The 16,605-nt window shown below is 61.9% G+C and carries 15 protein-coding genes and 1 pseudogene; 11 read left to right on the top strand and 5 right to left on the bottom strand.

Going from position 1 to position 16,605, the window contains the following annotated elements; all coding sequences use genetic code 11:
• Positions 1–50: 50 nt before the first annotated feature.
• Positions 51–1,151 carry a hypothetical protein gene (locus AC1DNK_RS19620; RefSeq protein ID WP_477942955.1) on the bottom strand — a complete coding sequence of 367 codons (1,101 nt, stop codon included), beginning with the start codon at positions 1,149–1,151 and terminating at the stop codon, positions 51–53.
• A 113-nt stretch (positions 1,152–1,264) separates the two neighbouring features.
• Between AC1DNK_RS19620 and AC1DNK_RS19615 the strand changes: the two genes are divergently transcribed.
• The 3 genes from AC1DNK_RS19615 to AC1DNK_RS19605 all read left to right on the top strand — a co-directional run bounded on the left by AC1DNK_RS19615 (position 1,265) and on the right by AC1DNK_RS19605 (position 3,715).
• On the top strand, positions 1,265–1,849 hold the full coding sequence (locus AC1DNK_RS19615) for a nitroreductase family protein (protein ID WP_477942953.1): 585 nt from the start codon (positions 1,265–1,267) through the stop codon (positions 1,847–1,849).
• The gene (locus tag AC1DNK_RS19610) at positions 1,849–2,454 is read left to right on the top strand and encodes a flavin reductase family protein (protein WP_477942951.1); all 606 of its coding nucleotides are present in this window, start codon (positions 1,849–1,851) and stop codon (positions 2,452–2,454) included. Before AC1DNK_RS19615 ends, AC1DNK_RS19610 begins: the two co-directional genes overlap by 1 nt.
• Positions 2,455–2,575: 121 nt before the next feature.
• Positions 2,576–3,715 (top strand): DUF2336 domain-containing protein, encoded by a 1,140-nt coding sequence (locus tag AC1DNK_RS19605; RefSeq protein ID WP_477943139.1) that lies wholly within the window; start codon positions 2,576–2,578, stop codon positions 3,713–3,715.
• Here the strand turns inward: AC1DNK_RS19605 and AC1DNK_RS19600 are convergent.
• On the bottom strand, positions 3,712–4,125 hold the full coding sequence (locus tag AC1DNK_RS19600) for a hypothetical protein (protein ID WP_477942949.1): 414 nt from the start codon (positions 4,123–4,125) through the stop codon (positions 3,712–3,714). The two genes, AC1DNK_RS19605 and AC1DNK_RS19600, sit on opposite strands and share 4 nt — an antisense overlap.
• A 112-nt stretch (positions 4,126–4,237) precedes the next feature.
• Between AC1DNK_RS19600 and AC1DNK_RS19595 the strand changes: the two are divergent.
• A pseudogene (locus AC1DNK_RS19595) lies at positions 4,238–4,695 on the top strand (GNAT family N-acetyltransferase).
• Here AC1DNK_RS19595 and AC1DNK_RS19590 read toward each other — a convergent pair.
• Positions 4,696–5,892 (bottom strand): AI-2E family transporter, encoded by a 1,197-nt coding sequence (locus AC1DNK_RS19590; RefSeq protein ID WP_477831491.1) that lies wholly within the window; start codon positions 5,890–5,892, stop codon positions 4,696–4,698. It lies immediately after the preceding pseudogene.
• Positions 5,893–6,189: 297 nt separating this feature from the next.
• The gene (parE, locus tag AC1DNK_RS19585; RefSeq protein WP_477942947.1) at positions 6,190–8,262 is read right to left on the bottom strand and encodes a DNA topoisomerase IV subunit B; all 2,073 of its coding nucleotides are present in this window, start codon (positions 8,260–8,262) and stop codon (positions 6,190–6,192) included.
• 215 nt (positions 8,263–8,477) lie between these two features.
• On the opposite strand from parE, the gene AC1DNK_RS19580 reads away from it, so the two are divergent.
• The 7 genes from AC1DNK_RS19580 to AC1DNK_RS19550 all read left to right on the top strand — a co-directional run bounded on the left by AC1DNK_RS19580 (position 8,478) and on the right by AC1DNK_RS19550 (position 15,411).
• Positions 8,478–9,362, top strand: a complete 885-nt coding sequence (locus AC1DNK_RS19580) for an alpha/beta hydrolase (protein ID WP_477942945.1) — start codon at positions 8,478–8,480, stop codon at positions 9,360–9,362.
• A 135-nt stretch (positions 9,363–9,497) separates the two neighbouring features.
• Entirely contained in the window at positions 9,498–10,268 is a 771-nt protein-coding gene (tpiA, locus tag AC1DNK_RS19575) for a triose-phosphate isomerase (RefSeq protein ID WP_477942943.1), read from the top strand.
• A gap of 90 nt (positions 10,269–10,358) precedes the next feature.
• On the top strand, positions 10,359–10,883 hold the full coding sequence (gene secG, locus AC1DNK_RS19570; protein WP_477942941.1) for a preprotein translocase subunit SecG: 525 nt from the start codon (positions 10,359–10,361) through the stop codon (positions 10,881–10,883).
• Between the two features lie 140 nt (positions 10,884–11,023).
• On the top strand, positions 11,024–12,652 hold the full coding sequence (locus AC1DNK_RS19565; protein ID WP_477942939.1) for a CTP synthase: 1,629 nt from the start codon (positions 11,024–11,026) through the stop codon (positions 12,650–12,652).
• Positions 12,653–12,721: 69 nt separating this feature from the next.
• Positions 12,722–12,943 carry an antitoxin MazE family protein gene (locus AC1DNK_RS19560; RefSeq protein WP_477942937.1) on the top strand — a complete coding sequence of 74 codons (222 nt, stop codon included), beginning with the start codon at positions 12,722–12,724 and terminating at the stop codon, positions 12,941–12,943.
• Entirely contained in the window at positions 12,940–13,263 is a 324-nt protein-coding gene (locus AC1DNK_RS19555) for a type II toxin-antitoxin system PemK/MazF family toxin (RefSeq protein WP_477942935.1), read from the top strand. Before AC1DNK_RS19560 ends, AC1DNK_RS19555 begins: the two co-directional genes overlap by 4 nt.
• A gap of 309 nt (positions 13,264–13,572) precedes the next feature.
• Complete coding sequence (locus tag AC1DNK_RS19550; RefSeq protein ID WP_477942933.1) at positions 13,573–15,411, top strand: ABC transporter ATP-binding protein; 1,839 nt, start codon at positions 13,573–13,575, stop codon at positions 15,409–15,411.
• A gap of 38 nt (positions 15,412–15,449) precedes the next feature.
• Here the strand turns inward: AC1DNK_RS19550 and AC1DNK_RS19545 are convergent, their stop codons facing one another.
• On the bottom strand, positions 15,450–16,538 hold the full coding sequence (locus AC1DNK_RS19545) for a citrate synthase/methylcitrate synthase (RefSeq protein WP_477942931.1): 1,089 nt from the start codon (positions 16,536–16,538) through the stop codon (positions 15,450–15,452).
• Positions 16,539–16,605: the final 67 nt, after the last annotated feature.

Raw genomic sequence — 16,605 nt, 5'->3', positions numbered from 1 at the left:
CATCGGGATGGGCGAGGGGAATGCTCCGTTCAGAGGAGGGGAGCGGCCAATCAGTCCGCGTCTGCGCCGTCCGATCCGCTGTTCGGAACCAGCTGGTCGTAGGACGGCAGAGGCGCCTGCGCCGATTTATGCGGCGGCTCACCTGCCGCAGAGGGCTGCGACTCAGGCTGGACGGTTGTTGCGGCGCTGTCCGGCTCCTGTGGCTGGACGTCCTTCATCAGCACTTCGACGTCGGTGTTCTTGCCGGCTTCGACCTTGAAGTCGCGCTGATAGATCTTGTCCTTGTTGCGGGCGACCGCGGAATATTCGCCTTCGGCAAGCACCATGGTCGGGAAGGCGCTGACGCTTTCGCCGACGCTGTCGCCGGCGGCCGTCAGGATCGACCATGCGGTGTCAGCGATTGCCTCGCCACCGGCATCGGAGACGAGCTTGAAGGTGATCTGCGCCGCGCGGTGCTGGATCGTTGCTTCCGTCAGTTTGCCAGCCTCGATCTGGATGTCCGCGCGGATGACGGCATTGACGTCGCCATATTCGGAGACGACGTGATAGGTCCCGGCATTCAGGCGGACGACGGTATTGGGCGATACATCGGCCATGACGAGGCCACGCTCGCCGTCGTCACGGACCTCGGAGGAATAGATCGAGAAGCTCAGCTGATCCGGGCGGATGCGGACGTCGGAACCGGATACCGCATTCAACAGCAGACCACCGGCATCGAGCACCATGACCTGCTTATCGACCGCGCCGCTCTCGGGCACGTTGACCTTCTTGGTGACGCCGGCGCGCCCGAAGGAGACATTGACGAAGTAATCACCGGGCGCCAGCTGGAACGCGGCGGAACCACCCTTGGCGCTGGCGATCAGCGGCAGCTTGCCGTCGGCACCGGCGATCGGGCTGAAGACGTACCAGGAAAGGCCGTCTTCGACCGGCTGCCCGTCGGCCGTCAGCTTTGCCTCCATCGGCACTTCATGCAGAAGCGCGCCCGGCGGCGTCGTGCCGGGGGCGATGAAAGCGTTCAGCTTCGGCATCTTGGCCGTGGTGTCGAGCTGCTTGAAGTCCTTGAATGCATCCTGCGCGCCTGCCGAAAACGGCGAGGAGATCACCAGTGCAAGCGCAAGGGCTATCCGCGCAAGGGGCAAAATGCCGGTCATGAGTTTCCTGGACCGATTGACTTTAGAAATCACAGGGGCCACTTCAAGACCAACCCGATGGCAAATTCAAGACCCATCCCCGTTACAGTCCTGAAATTGAAAGTTTCTCCCGCATGAAATCCGATATCAAGCTGATCGATTACCTCAACGTGCGCCGTTCCATTCCTGCATTCCAGATGTGCGAGCCAGGTCCCGACAAGGCCGAAATCGAGGAAATCCTTCGCCTGTCGTCGCGCGTTCCTGATCACGGCAAGCTGGCGCCATGGCGCTTCATCGTCTATCGCGGCGAGGAGCGCGTGCGGATCGGCGAGGAATTGCTGAAGCTCGCCCTCGAGGCCAAGCCTGAACTATCGGACGAGATGATCCAGGTCGAGCGCACCCGCTTCACCCGTGCGCCTGTCGTCGTCGCGATCGTCAGCAAGGCCGGGCCGCATTTCAAGATCCCGGAATGGGAGCAGGTGATGTCGGCGGGTGCACTGTGCCTCAACGTCATCTTCTCCGCCAATGCGCATGGCTGGGTGGCGAACTGGCTGACCGAGTGGTTCGCCTTCGACGAACGCGCCTATCCGCTGCTCGGCGTGCAGCCGGGCGAGAAGGTTGCCGGCTTCATTCATATGGGGTCGTCTGAATTTCCGCCGGTCGAGCGGCCGCGCCCGGAACTGACGGAAACCGTCACCTGGGTCGGTGGAGAGAACTGATGTTCTACCGGACGGACGCCAACAAGCATGGCCTGGCGCGTGATCCTTTCAAGGCGATCGTGTCGCCGCGGCCGATCGGCTGGATCGGGACGAAGGGGACGGATGGTTCGCTGAATCTCGGCCCCTATTCCTTCTTCAACGCCATTTCCGACCGTCCGAAGCTGGTGATGTTCTCCTCCAGCGGGCGCAAGCACAGCTACAAGAATGCCGCCGATACCGGCGTCTTCACCTGCAATTTCGTCAGCCGCCATCTGGTCGAGCATATGAATGTATCATCGGCGGCCGTGCCCTACGGAACCAGCGAGTTCGAGCTAGCGGGGCTGACGGCGCTGCAGGGAGAGATCGTCGACGCACCCTATGTCGCGGAAGCCTTTGCGGTTCTGGAATGCAAGGTGACCGAAATCATCCAGCCGAAGGGGCTGTCCGGCGAGCCGTCCGAGAATGTCATGGTGCTCGGCGAGGTGGTCGGCATCCATATCGACGAGACGATCATCCGCGAAGGCCGCCTCGACATGTCGATCGCCCGGCCGGTGGCCCGCATGGGATACATGGACTATGCGGAAGGCAGCGATGTCTTCGAAATGATGCGGCCGAAGACGCCGTGATGCGCTTGTGCCCTGCGCACAGGGGTTAATGAATATGGTGAACCAATCATAAACCATTTGCCGGTAGCGTTCTCAGAACAAGAGGAGCGTGAAGGAATCACGTTCCGCAGGTTGGGGCGTGATGGTGATTGTAGAGGCATTCCTTCGCTGGGTCGAAACCGCCAAGTCCGGAGACCGGGCACGAGCGGCCAGCGCCCTTGGCCGGGCCTATCTGCAATCCGAGATGCAGCCGGAAGAGCGCAAGGCCGCCGAGATGGCGATGACCTTCCTGCTCGACGATCCGTCGCCGAAAGTCCGCCTCGCTCTCGCGGAAGCCATCGCCTGGTCGGATGAAGCGCCGCGCTCGCTGATCCTGGCGCTGGCCGAAGATCAGCCCGAAATTGCCTGCCATGCCGTTACCTGCTCGCCGCTGCTGACCGATGCCGATCTCGTGGATCTCGCAGGACGGGGCAGCGAGGTGACGCGGATGCTGATCGCAGCGCGCAGCAGCTTGTCGCGCGCCGTCTCTGCGGCGCTTGCCGAGATCGGTGGCGAGGAGGACGTGCTCTGCCTGCTTGAAAACGAGGGCGCCTCGATTGCACCGCATTCGCTGAAGCGTATCGCCGAAAGGCTCGGTGGCTGCTGCGATATCCGCAATCTGCTGCTCGATCGCGACAGTTTGCCGGCCGATGCCCGCCAGCTTCTGACGCAGCATGTCAGCGATGCGCTGGTAGCGCTGCCGCTCGTCCAGGCCGCCATCGGCTTCAACCGTTTGCAGCGGATCAGCCGCGAAGCGACGCAGTCTGCCGTCGTGTCGATCGCCGGCGAAATTCAGCCGCGCGAGATCGACGACCTGGTCGAGCATCTGCGCGTCCACGGCCATCTGACGCCATCCTTCCTGATGCATGCGCTGTGCTCGGGAAAGGTCGATTTCTTCGCAGGCGCCGTCGTCAACCTGACGGGCTGCAGCGAAAAACGGGTCCGCTCGATCCTGGCGACGGGCCGCATGCATGCGGTTCGCGCGCTGTACGAGACAGCCGGTTTGACGCGTGAAATCAGCACGATCTTCGTCGAGGCGACGTTGTTGTGGCGCGAGGCTTCGCGAAAGGCTTCGGCAACGATGCTTTCGACGATCTGCGGCCGGCTGCTTGAACGCTTCCGCCATCACGGCGCCCATGACGCCGTCAAGGAACTGCTCGACATGGTCGAGAAGCTGCATATTGCCGAGCAGCGCCAGTCGGCGCGCGCCTATGCCTCGCAGGCGGCGCTTGTCGCAGCCTAGTGGCTAAAGCGCTGGGCGACCCAGGAATATCCGTTTGAAACGAAATGCACCGGCTTGACGAGCGTCTGCTTGATGTCGTCACCGGTTGGCAGCCCGGCGCGGACGCGCTCGGCAACCCGCACAGCATAGGCGCGAATGCCGGTTGGCTGCGGTTGTTCGACGGCTGGAGCTGTTGCTGTTGCCTGCGCTTCAAGCTTTGCTGTCTCGGGAGCGGCTACGGGCTTAGGTTCCTCGCAGACGGCGATCACCGTCGGATACTTGGCGTTGGTAAAACCCTTCAGCTGCTTTTCCGACTCGGCATCGCACATTGCCACCGTCTGCCAATGCTTGTCGACCGTCGCCACGTAATTGCACTGGGTGACGGAATCGTTGCACCCGAAGATGGTCATGGCGATGAGGACGGCTTGCATATCCGGGATCCCTGGCTATTGAAACTGATGATCTTAGACGTCGCAATTCCAACGGAATAAAGGCGGTTACATTACCATCTCTTCATGCAGGCCGACCGGGAAAGCAGAAGCCATGTTCGTGACCATCACCCTCGAAACGCCGCGCCAGCCTGAAATCATACGCCTGCTCGACATGTCGGATGCCTATGCGGGTTCGCTCTATCCGTCCGAGAGCAACCATCTCGTCGATCTCTCGACGCTGGAGCAGCCTTCGGTGAGCTTCTTCGTCGCGCGTAACGACGGTGTGGCCGTCGGCTGCGCAGCTCTTGTCGAAGCGGGCGATGGGACGGCGGAGATCAAGCGTATGTTCGTCGATCCCGAGGCGCGCGGCCTTAGGGCAGCGAGCCGGCTGATGGAAAGCTCGAGGAGCAGGCAACGAAGAGCGGACTAAAGGCGATCAGGCTTGAAACCGGCATCTGCCAGCCCGAGGCGATCGGCCTTTACCGCAAGTACGGCTATGTCGAGATCGAGCCTTTCGGCTCATACCAGCCGGATCCGCTCAGTCTGTTCATGGAAAAGCGGCTCGGCTGATCAGCCCTCGGCTGCCGCGCGCTGCGATGGCGGCGCCTGCTCGTCGATGATGATTTCGGGTCCGGTGCCGCCCTGATCGGCCGTGCGGACCTCATGCATCCATTCGCGCCAGATGGCGACCAGCAGGGCCATCAGCACCGGACCGATGAAGAGGCCGAGGAAGCCCATGGTCTTCACGCCGCCGACCAGACCGAAGAAAGTCGGCAGGAAGGGAAGCTTGATCGGGCCGCCGACCAGTTTCGGCCTCAGTGTCTTGTCGACGATGAAGAGTTCGACGCTGCCCCAGATGAAGAGCCCGGCGCCGGCGACATGCGAGCCGCTGGCGACCAGATAGATCGATACCAGCGTGAAGGAGAGCGGCGCGCCACCCGGGATCAGTGCCATGATGCCGGTCAATACGCCAAGCGTCACAGGCGAGGGCACGCCGGCGATCCAATAGGCGATGCCGAGAACGATGCCTTCACCGATGGCGATCAGCGTCATGCCCATCACGGTCGAGCTGATGGTTGCCGGAACGACGCGGGAGATCCGCTCCCAGCGATTCGGCAGGATGCGCTCGCCGAGCATGTCGATCTGCTTGGAGAAGGACGAGCCGTCGCGATAGACGAAGAACAGCGCGATCAGCATGAAAAGCAGCGTCAACAGCAGATGGAACGATGCGCCGCCAGCTGCCAGCACCGCACGGTAGATATTGCCGATATTGGCACCGCTGACGGCCTGGATGACTTCGCCCATCGAACCCGGCGTGCCGATATATTTCGTCCAGAGTTCATCGATATAGGGACCGGCAAAGGGCAGGGCGAGGATCCACTGCGGGGTGGGGGCGCCCATCCGGTTGGCGCGGATCGCCCAGGCGACCCATTCACGGACTTCGCCCGTCGTATAGGTGATGGCAAAGACGATCGGAATGACCAGGAAGGTGATGATCAGGATGATGGCGATGGTCGCGGCGATGGTGGTGTTGCCGCCGACGCGGGAGAGCAGCTTGCGATAGAGCGGCCAGCTGGCAAAGCCGATGACGAGGGCTGCCAGGACCGGGACAACGAATCCGTAGAAGAAATAGACGCCGGCGGCGACGATCAGGATCAGGAGCCAGCGTGCGGCTGATATCGATGGAATAAGGGGCGTGCGGGCATGTGCGGAGGGACCAAGCCACCGCGGCTCGCCTGGCAGTTTGTTTTTATTCGAGAGGCTCACGTCGTTCCCTGCTTTTCTTCTCAACCACGGATATGGGCCATCGTGCCACCGGACGCAAGCATTTCGGCCAGGAAATGCCAGTTGCTCCGGCAGCGCCAAGGACCATGCCGCGGTTGGCATAGCGCTTTGTGCTGAAGCCAGTGTGACGGCAATTTCCTGCCAGAGTGTTGACCGTCAGCGAAAAGATGATGCGCGCCGCTCAACGAGAAATCGCAAAGGATGGCAGAACGCCAAACGAAAACAGCGCGGCGGAGCAAATCCGTCGCGCTGTTTCAAAACTCTCTTGGCGACTGCCTCTTAGATATCGAGGTTTTCTGCGAAAGCCGCACGATCCTGGATAAAGCGGAAGCGGGCTTCCGGCTTGGTGCCCATGAGATCATCGACCGCCGTCCGGGTGCCCTCGAAATCGATCTCATCGATCAGCACGCGCAGCAATGTGCGCTTGCTCGGATCCATGGTCGTTTCCTTGAGCTGGGCGGGCAGCATTTCGCCGAGACCTTTGAACCGGCTGATCTCGACCTTCGACTTGCCCTTGAATTCCTTCTCCATCAGCTCGGCGCGGTGTCTGTCGTCGCGCGCATAGGCCGATTTAGCACCTTGCGTCAGCTTGTAGAGTGGCGGCACGGCAAGGAAGAGGTGACCGCCACGCACGAGCTCCGGCATTTCCTGATAGAAGAAGGTGATGAGCAGCGAAGCAATATGCGCGCCGTCGACATCGGCATCGGTCATGACGATGATGCGTTCGTAGCGGAGGTCTTCCTCGCGGTATTTCGAGCGGGTGCCGCAGCCGAGCGCCTGGACAAGGTCAGAAAGCTGCTGGTTGGCACCGAGCTTTTCGCGCCCGGCGCTGGCGACGTTGAGGATCTTGCCGCGCAGCGGCAGGATCGCCTGATTGGCGCGGTTGCGTGCCTGCTTGGCGGAGCCACCTGCCGAATCACCTTCGACGATGAAGAGTTCGGCGCCCTGGGCGGTGTTCTGCGAGCAATCGGCGAGCTTGCCGGGCAGGCGCAGCTTGCGCACGGCGGTCTTGCGGTTGACTTCCTTTTCCTTGCGGCGGCGAAGGCGCTCTTCAGCGCGTTCGATCACCCAGTCGAGCAGCTTGGCTGTCTCGTTGGGATTGTCGGCAAGGTAATGGTCGAAGGGGTCGCGCAGAGCGTTTTCGACGATGCGCTGGGCCTCGACGGTAGCGAGCTTGTCCTTCGTCTGGCCGACGAACTCAGGCTCACGGATGAAGATCGACAGCATGCCGACCGCGGAGATCATCACATCGTCGGTGGTGATCTGCGCAGCACGCTTGTTCTGCGTCAACTCGCCATAGGCCTTCAGACCCTTGGTCAGAGCAATGCGCAGCCCGGCCTCATGCGTACCGCCTTCTGGCGTCGGAATGGTGTTGCAATAGGAATGAAGCTGGGGATCGCCGCCATACCAGGTGATCGCCCACTCCATCGAGCCGTGGCCGCTGGCCTTCTCCGTCTTGCCGGCAAAGATCTCGCGGGTGACGGTGAAGTCCTTGCCCATCGTTGCCTGAAGATAGTCCTTCAGGCCGCCGGGGAAATGGAAGACCGCCTTGTTCGGGACATCGGACCCCTCAGGCAGAATGCCGTCATCGCAGCTCCAGCGGATTTCGACGCCGCCGAAGAGATAGGCTTTCGACCGCGCCATGCGGAACACGCGGCCCGCGTCGAACTTGGCATGATCGCCGAAGATCTGCGGATCGGGATGGAAGCGGACGCGGGTGCCGCGCCGGTTATGAACGTCGCCAAGCTCCTCGAGCCCACCCTGCGGCAGCCCGCGCGAAAAACGCTGGCGGTAGAGCTTGCGATTGCGGGCGACCTCGACTTCCAGATCGTCGGACAGTGCGTTGACGACCGAGACGCCGACGCCGTGCAGACCGCCCGACGTTTCATAGGCCTTGCCGTCGAACTTACCGCCGGCATGCAGCTTGGTCATGATCACTTCGAGCGTCGATTTGCCGGGAACCTGCGGATGGTTCTCGACCGGGATACCGCGGCCGTTGTCGCTGACCGTCAGATAGCCCTGGATATCGAGATGGACCTCGATGAAATTGGCGTGACCGGCAACAGCTTCGTCCATCGAGTTGTCGATGACTTCGGCAAACAGGTGGTGCAACGCCTTCTCGTCGGTGCCGCCGATATACATGCCGGGACGCATGCGCACCGGCTCGAGGCCTTCGAGAACGCGGATCGACGAGGCGCCGTAATCATCCGATGTGGATGAGGCGGGGCCGGGGCGGGCGGAAGCGGCGGGTGCTGCCACGACGGGCTTTTCCGCAGGCGCAGCCGGCTTTGCTGGCTCCTCCTGCTTAGGCGCGAGGGGCATTCCGGCGAAGAGGTCGTTGCTGTCATCCATGGAATCGTTCAGATCTTCAATCCTGTTTGGGCAGCCCGTCCGCATGGGCTGGACCCAAAATCACCGCATTTGATGTCACGTTTGCGAATCAGGCAGATTTTGCCAGAAATCGCCTCGTTACGCGACGCCACCCGATTTGGCGGAATTCTCTAGAATTGGTTTGCGTTGCCGGGCGCGGAATGGCAAGCGGACTTATCTCTGAGGAAAGCGCTCGCATGAAAATGTCCACAAGTCATTGCATGATTGTCACCGCAATTACGGCCTTTTTGCTGTCCGGTGGGCTGAATGCCTCCGCAGCCGACGTCCTGCCGCCGTACAAGGACGAGCTGTTTTCGGCACAAACAGTGCTCCAGACCTCCGACAACGGCGCCTTCGAGACGATCAGCTATGACGAGATGCGCGACATCAACGGGCGCGACCAGATCCCGGAACAGCGCGTCCAGCAGAAATATGTCTCGCTCGGCATCCGCAAGCTGCAGCAGGAGGAAACGCTCTCTCTCGACGGACACCGGATCGATGTCACCAGGGTGGGACCGGCTGAGAATGCGGCCTTCACGGTGATCTTCATCCATGGCCGCGATGGCACGCGTCGGCTTGGCGCCAACGATTTCACCTTCGGCGGCAATTTCAACCGGGTGAAGAACCTCGTTGCGGGCAATGGCGGCGTCTACTACTCGCCGACCGTCAAGACCTTCGACAGCGACGGCGTTGCCAACATCGTCGAGCTGATCCGCTACGCCAGCGAGAAGTCGGGCGGCAAGCCTGTCATTCTCACCTGCGCCTCTATGGGCAGCCAGATCTGCTGGGGCGTGACGCGGGATGCGGCGAGCGTCAAGCGGCTGAAGGGCATGCTGATCATGAGCGGGGTCACCGATCCGGATTTCACCAAGAGCGCCTTCTACAAGGCCAAGCTGCCGATGTATTTCGCCCATGGCAGCCGCGATCCTGTCTATGCCGCCACCGACCAGCAGGGGCTGTTCGAAACGCTCTACAAGTCCAAGTACCCGACCCGCTTCACGCTCTTCGACACCGGCAATCACGGGACGCCGATCCGGATGATCGACTGGCGCAAGGTGCTGAACTGGATTCTTGCTTCCTAGGCAGTCCAGCGAGCGGATTTTAAGCATTTTGAGCGCTAAACCGTCTTTTTCCCTTACGTAAGGGGCGGAAAGCTTTTCATTCGCTGCTGCTTTTGCTAAGGCCGCAGAATACCGGAAAAATGTGGAAGGCTTGGCATGACACCTGACGTGCGTCCGCTCGTGGCGGGGAACTGGAAAATGAACGGTACCCGCGACTCTCTCGACCAGATCAAGGCGATCTCGGAAGGTGTCAAAGGCCCGCTCTCCTCGAAGGTCGAAGCACTAATCTGCCCGCCGGCAACGCTGCTCTACGTGGCGACGGCGCTCTGCACCGACAGCCCGCTGGCGATCGGCGCGCAGGATTGCCATCAGAAGCCGTCCGGCGCCCATACCGGTGACATCTCGGCGGAAATGATTGCCGATTGCTTCGGCACCTATGTAATCGTCGGTCACTCCGAGCGTCGGACCGACCATGCCGAGACCGATCATCTGGTGCGCGCCAAGGCCGAGGCTGCATTCGCTGCCGACCTGACCGCCATCATCTGCATCGGCGAGACCGCCGACGAGCGCAAGGCCGGCCAGACGCTCGATATCATCAAGCGCCAGCTTTCCGCCTCGGTGCCTGACACTGCGACGGCCGAAAACACCGTGATCGCCTATGAGCCCGTCTGGGCAATAGGCACGGGTTTGACGCCGACCGTCGATGACGTCGAGAAGGCGCATGCCTTCATGCGCAGCGAGCTGACGGCGCGTTTCGGTGCCGAGGGCACGAAGGTTCGCATCCTCTATGGCGGATCGGTCAAGCCGTCCAACGCCAAAGAGTTGATGGGTGTCGCCAATGTCGATGGTGCACTGATTGGCGGCGCGAGCTTGAAAGCGGCGGATTTCCTCGCCATCTACGGCGCATACACGGAACTCACTGCCTAAATCTGAGCTAAGGGCTTGGAATAGGCGATTGCCTCATGTAAAGAGCGCCAGATTTTATTGGATGCCCGCCTTGCGGGCAGGACTGGACCCATGCAGACCGTATTGATTGTCATCCACCTCATGATCGTGCTGGCGCTTGTCGGCGTCGTGCTTATCCAGCGTTCGGAAGGCGGCGGCCTCGGCATCGGCGGCGGTTCCGGCTTCATGTCGGCGCGCGGCACGGCCAATGCGCTGACCCGCACGACCGCGATCCTGGCGACGCTGTTCTTCATCACGTCGCTCGGCCTCGGCATCCTGACGCGTTACCAGGGCAATCCGACGGATATCCTGAACCGCATTCCGGCTACGAGCGGCGCCGGCAACGGCATTCTCGATTCGCTGGGTGGCGGCGCGGCCAAGCCTCCGGCCAATCAGCCTGCCAGCAACGGCGTTCCGAATGGCGGCGCTGCCGCTCCGGCTCCTGCAGCACCCGCGGCTCCGGCCCCGGCTGCATCCGCGCCTGCTGCAACGGCTCCGGCACCTGCCGCGACGGCTCCCGCCGCCAGCGCACCGGCCGCAGCACCTGCTACTCCCGCCACCCCGGCCCAGCCGGGCGGCGTACCGACCGGACAATAAACCGGTCAGCGAATAAACCGCCGGCAGGCCAAAGGGTCTGCCGGTTTTCTTTTGTTCAGATTTCACGCTGGCACCAAAAGTTCTGGAAAAGAATTTTTGGGCTGGTGGAATCGTTTTTGAAAAGGTATCCGGTGACTCCCATGGCGCGATACGTATTCATCACTGGCGGCGTGGTTTCCTCTCTCGGTAAAGGAATTGCGGCCGCGGCTCTCGGAGCGTTGCTGCAGGCCCGTGGATATCGGGTGCGGCTTCGCAAACTCGACCCCTATCTGAACGTGGACCCGGGCACCATGAGCCCGACCCAGCACGGCGAAGTCTTCGTCACCGACGACGGCGCGGAAACTGATCTCGATCTCGGCCACTACGAGCGCTTCACGGGGCGTTCGGCAACCAAGACCGACAACATCACCACCGGCCGCATCTACAAGAACATCATCGACAAGGAACGCCGCGGCGATTACCTCGGCGCCACCGTCCAGGTCATTCCGCACGTGACGAACGAGATCAAGGATTTCGTCATCGAGGGCAATGACGACTACGATTTCGTCATCTGCGAAATCGGCGGCACGGTCGGCGATATCGAGGCGATGCCGTTCATGGAAGCGATCCGCCAGCTCGGAAACGACCTGCCGCGCGGCACCGCGATCTACGTTCACCTGACGCTGATGCCCTATATCCCGGCAGCCGGCGAGCTGAAGACCAAGCCGACGCAGCATTCCGTCAAGGAACTGCAGGCCCTCGGCATTCATCCCGATATCCTGCTGGTACGCGCCGACCGCGAAATTCCGGAAGCCGAGCGCCGCAAGCTCTCGCTGTTCTGCAACGTTCGCCCGTCTGCCGTCATCCAGGCACTCGACGTTGCTAACATCTACGACGTGCCGATCGCCTACCATAAGGAAGGCCTCGACAACGAAGTGCTGGCCGCTTTCGGCATCGAACCGGCACCGAAGCCGCGCCTCGACGCCTGGGATGAGGTCTGCAACCGTATCCGGACGCCTGAAGGCGAAGTGACGATCGCGATCGTCGGCAAGTACACCGGCCTCAAGGATGCCTACAAGTCGCTGATCGAGGCGCTGCATCACGGCGGTATCGCCAACCGCGTCAAGGTCAACCTTGAATGGATCGAGTCGGAGATCTTCGAAAAGGAAGATCCGGCACCCTATCTCGAAAAGGTTCACGGCATCCTGGTGCCAGGCGGCTTCGGCGAGCGGGGGTCGGAAGGCAAGATCAAGGCGGCACAGTTCGCTCGCGAACGCAACGTTCCCTATTTCGGTATCTGCTTCGGCATGCAGATGGCAGTCGTGGAAGCCGCTCGTCACCTGGCAGGCATCGAGAAGGCCTCGTCGACCGAATTCGGCAAGACCGAAGAACCTGTCGTCGGCCTGATGACCGAATGGGTCAAGGGCAACGAGCTGCAGAAGCGCACGGCGGCCGGCGATCTCGGCGGCACGATGCGTCTCGGCGCCTACAAGGCGGCCCTGAAGAAGGGCACCAAGATCGCCGATATCTATGGCTCGACGGATATTTCCGAGCGCCACCGCCACCGCTACGAAGTCAATGTCGATTACAAGGACCGCCTGGAAAATTGCGGCTTGGTCTTCTCCGGCATGTCGCCCGACGGCGTGCTGCCGGAAACGGTCGAATATCCTGGCCATCCGTGGTTCATCGGCGTTCAGTACCACCCGGAACTGAAGTCGCGCCCGCTCGACCCGCATCCGCTCTTTGCCAGTTTCATTGAAGCGGCGACCGAGCAGAGCCGTCTGGTCTAGGCAGACAAAACGTCAAAACTTGACAGCACCGGCTGCCGTCTCCATGTTACATGTAACAGGGAGACGGCAATGCCTTCGAACGTCAGTGCACGCGTGAAAAAGCGCCGCGATAGCCTCAGGGCCGCGGGTCTGCGCCCGGTTCAGATATGGGTTCCTGACGCACGCTTGCCAGGCTTTGCCGAAGAATGCCGCCGTCAGTCGGCAGTCGTCGCGCAAGCGGATGTTGGTGATCCCGATCTCCACGGCTTCATGGATGCTGCGCTCGCCGACATGGACCTGACCGAAGAATGAACCGCGGCGATCTCGTGACCGTCGCGCTCGCCGGAGACTTCGGAAAGCCTCGCCCCGCGGTGATTATCCAGGCCGACAACTTCGACACAACGGACAGCGTGACGCTGCTGCTGATTTCCGGAACCCTTGTCGATGCTTCCTTGCTGCGCGTGACTGTCCATCCGGACGAGACGAACGGGCTGCGGAAATCATCGCAAGTCATGATCGACAAGACCATGACCGTCCGCCGCAACCGTATCGGCCAAAGCTTCGGGCGGCTGAGCGAGGAGACGATGATCTCGATCACGCGCTCACTAGCGCTGTTTCTCGGCATAGCTTGAGCTTCCCTGTTTGGCTGAAATCGCCCAAGGGTGCTTCGTCCGCATACCGGTAGTCGCAGCAGCAACTTGCTAGCTATGTTCGAAGCCCAGTCCAGAATTCGCGCTGAGAGGGTTCCTGTCTTCACAGACGCAGCCAAAGATGGTAGAGAATCCGCTATCCGCCGGTTTGACCGGCGCGAAGCGTCTCATGGGGAGATTGTTTGATGAAAACCAACGGCACCAAAAACCACAGCTGAACAAGCCGTGCCGTTCGGGCTGGCATGTTCGGTCCACCATCAAACGACATTTCCTGCCCCATGGAGGGCCTTCATGTTTCGTCGCTTCGAAAAGCTGACCRATCCTTTCCAAACCTATGCCGAAGAGACGCCGCCCGATAGGGTTTGGCCATTCATCTTCAACACACTGAAACCGCTCCGCCACGTCGCCGCCGCCAGTCTGGCTCTGACCGCCGTCGGCGCGATCCTTGAAGTCTGGCTGATCGGCTATTCTGCCCGGCTGGTCGATATACTGGCGGCAATCCGTCCCGACGAGCTCTGGGCGCGGCACGGCGGCGAGTTGCTGTTTGCCGCCTTTCTTTTGCTGGTCATCCGCCCGGTTGCCGCGCTGTTTTGCGAAGGGCTCGACGACATCGTCTTCAAGCCGAATGCCGTCACAATGATCCGCTGGCGGGCGCTTCGTCATGTCCAGCGCCAATCGGTCGGCTGGTTCCAGAACGATTTCTCAGGGCGCATCGCTGCACGCGTCCAGGAGATCGGCAACAGCGCCACCGGTGCAGCCTATTGCTTCCTCCACACCATCTTCTACGTGGCGATCTATATCGCCGGGTCGATCTGGTTGATGGCATTCGTCGATATCAGGCTGATCATTCCGATGCTGGTGTGGGTGGGGCTCTATTTCGCGCTGATGGCCTATGTCATTCCGCGTGTCAGGCTGGCCTCGGAGCGTTTCCAGGAGGCGGACTCAGCGTTGTCCGGCCTGCTGGTCGATACGTTCTCCAACATCGACACGATCAAGCTCTTCTCTCGCCAGCGGGACGAGGACCGCGACAGCAGGCAAAATCTGGATGCCGCCCGCCGGGCCTTCATCGCCTCGCAAAAGCTCGAGGTGACGGTCAACAGCAGCATGGTGTTTCTGAGCAGCCTGCTGATGGTCAGCCTGATCGGCTATTCGATCCTGCTTTGGCAAAACGGCAATGCGCCGCTCGGCATGGTCGCTGCCGCACTGGCCCTCGGCTTCCGGATCACCGCCATGGCCGAATGGCTGCTGGATGCCGTTGCCTCGCTGTTCAACCATATGGGTGCCGCACGCGATCAGCTGCGGATCATCGCACAAACGGTCGATATCCCGGATGCGCCGGATGCGGGCGAACTGCGGCCGAACGGCGGGACGCTCAGCTTCGACAATGTCAGTCATCATTACGGCAAGGGGCAGGGTGGCCTGGAGCGTGTCACGCTCAAGGTCGAGGCGGGAGAGAAGGTCGGGCTGGTCGGCCGGTCAGGCGCGGGGAAATCGACGCTGGTCAATCTGGCGCTGCGCTTTTTCGAAGCCGAGAGCGGGCTGATTTGCGTCGATGGCCAAGATATCCGCACCGTTACGCAGGAAAGCCTGCGCAGCCGTTTCAGCATGGTGGCGCAGAATGCCGCGCTGCTGCATCGCTCGGTGCGCGACAACATCGCCTACGGCCGCGAGGACCTGCCGCAGGCGATGATCGAGGCGGCGGCAGCCAAGGCGCATGCCGACAGCTTCATCCCTGGCCTGCGCGATCAGCAAGGCCGTGCCGGCTATGACGCGCATGTCGGCGAACGCGGCGTCAAGCTCTCCGGCGGGCAGCGTCAGCGCATCGCGCTGGCGCGGGCGATCCTGAAGAACGCGCCGATCCTGATCCTTGATGAAGCGACATCGGCGCTCGATTCGGAAGTGGAAGCGGCCATCCAGGATACGCTCTACGGCTTCATGGAGGGCAAGACAGTGATCGCCATCGCCCACCGGCTCTCGACCATCGCCCGGATGGACCGGATCGTTGTGCTGGATCAGGGCCGGATCGTCGAGGAAGGCCGCCACGAGGAGCTGCTGAGACAGGACGGCATCTATGCGCGCCTCTGGTCGCGTCAGTCCGGCGGCTTCCTGGGGCTCGATTCAGGCACTTGAGAAAAGCGGCCCGGCGTCATAGCGCCGGGCCACCTGTCTTACGCCGCTTTCGGCAAGGGACCGACGTAGACCGAGCGCGGCCTGATAAGCCGCCCCTGCAGCGCCTGCTCGCGCGCATGAGCAATCCAGCCGACCGTGCGCCCAATGGCGAAGACGCCGGTGAAGGCTTCGCGCGGGAAGCCCAATGTTTCCAGGAGCAGCGCCGTATAGAACTCGACATTGACGTCAAGCGGACGATCCGGCTTGCGCCGCTTGAGGATCGAAAGTGCCGCGCCTTCGACGGCCTCGGCCAGCGCCACGCGGGCGCTATCAACCTGTCCGGCCGCTGTCAGTGGTTTCAGCGCGTTTTTCAGGGCGTCGGCGCGGGGGTCGCGGACGCGGTAGATGCGATGGCCGAACCCCATCAACCGCTCGCCCTTGTCGAGCGCATTGCCAAGCCATGCCTCGGCGTTTCCGGCCTGGCCGATGGCGTCGAGCATATCCAGCACCGGCCCCGGCGCGCCGCCGTGCAGCGGGCCCTTGAGGGCACTGATTGCCGCGAGCACTGAGGAAGTGAGACCGGCCTGGGTCGAGGCGATGACGCGCGAGGCGAAGGTCGAGGCATTCAGGCCGTGGTCGGAGATGGTGACCAGATAGGCGTCGAGGGCCGATGTCTGTTCACCGCTCGGAGGCGTGCCGTTGAGCATCCGCATAATGTCGGCAGACTGGGAAAGCTTTTGATCCGGCGCGATCGGGGTCCGGCCTTGCTGCAGCCGCAGAACTGCAGGGAGGAATACGGCGGATGCCGCCATCAGGCGGATGGCGACAGCGCTGCCTTCGCCATCGGGCAGGCGCGCAAGCAGGGCGCGCATGGCATCGACCGGCGGCAGCGCCAGGATCGTGGCGTCGGCCGTTTCGACATGGCGGAATATATCGGCGCGTGCTTCGCCGAGACGCCGCGTCAGGGAAGCTTCATCGAGCGCTTCGGGCATCAGGCCATCGAGCAGCAAAGTCGCGGTGCGCTCGTAGCTGCTGTCGGCGACGAGATCATCCAGCGAGACGCCGCGGATGATCAGCCGGCCGGCTTCGCCATCGACATCCGAGAGCTGCGTTTCTGCTGCGACGACATCTTCAAGACCATTCTTCATCGGTGTTTCTCCTTTACCCGATAAAGGATCGGGCTTAGATTAGTTGACGTCAATCTTGATGTAATTG

Source organism: Rhizobium sp. 01N424, from assembly GCF_056399485.1.
Note: the sequence above shows the minus strand (reverse complement) of the source record. Positions and strands in the feature narration are given on the sequence as shown.

Excerpts from the sequence above, each read along its gene's own strand:
- AC1DNK_RS19620 (WP_477942955.1), bottom strand. The coding sequence starts at position 1,151 with ATGACCGGCATTTTGCCCCTTGCGCGGATAGCCCTTGCGCTTGCACTG.
- AC1DNK_RS19615 (WP_477942953.1), top strand. The coding sequence starts at position 1,265 with ATGAAATCCGATATCAAGCTGATCGATTACCTCAACGTGCGCCGTTCC.
- AC1DNK_RS19610 (WP_477942951.1), top strand. The coding sequence starts at position 1,849 with ATGTTCTACCGGACGGACGCCAACAAGCATGGCCTGGCGCGTGATCCT.
- AC1DNK_RS19605 (WP_477943139.1), top strand. The coding sequence starts at position 2,576 with ATGGTGATTGTAGAGGCATTCCTTCGCTGGGTCGAAACCGCCAAGTCC.
- AC1DNK_RS19600 (WP_477942949.1), bottom strand. The coding sequence starts at position 4,125 with ATGCAAGCCGTCCTCATCGCCATGACCATCTTCGGGTGCAACGATTCC.
- parE (WP_477942947.1), bottom strand. The coding sequence starts at position 8,262 with ATGGATGACAGCAACGACCTCTTCGCCGGAATGCCCCTCGCGCCTAAG.
- AC1DNK_RS19580 (WP_477942945.1), top strand. The coding sequence starts at position 8,478 with ATGAAAATGTCCACAAGTCATTGCATGATTGTCACCGCAATTACGGCC.
- tpiA (WP_477942943.1), top strand. The coding sequence starts at position 9,498 with ATGACACCTGACGTGCGTCCGCTCGTGGCGGGGAACTGGAAAATGAAC.
- secG (WP_477942941.1), top strand. The coding sequence starts at position 10,359 with ATGCAGACCGTATTGATTGTCATCCACCTCATGATCGTGCTGGCGCTT.
- AC1DNK_RS19565 (WP_477942939.1), top strand. The coding sequence starts at position 11,024 with ATGGCGCGATACGTATTCATCACTGGCGGCGTGGTTTCCTCTCTCGGT.
- AC1DNK_RS19560 (WP_477942937.1), top strand. The coding sequence starts at position 12,722 with ATGCCTTCGAACGTCAGTGCACGCGTGAAAAAGCGCCGCGATAGCCTC.
- AC1DNK_RS19555 (WP_477942935.1), top strand. The coding sequence starts at position 12,940 with ATGAACCGCGGCGATCTCGTGACCGTCGCGCTCGCCGGAGACTTCGGA.
- AC1DNK_RS19545 (WP_477942931.1), bottom strand. The coding sequence starts at position 16,538 with ATGAAGAATGGTCTTGAAGATGTCGTCGCAGCAGAAACGCAGCTCTCG.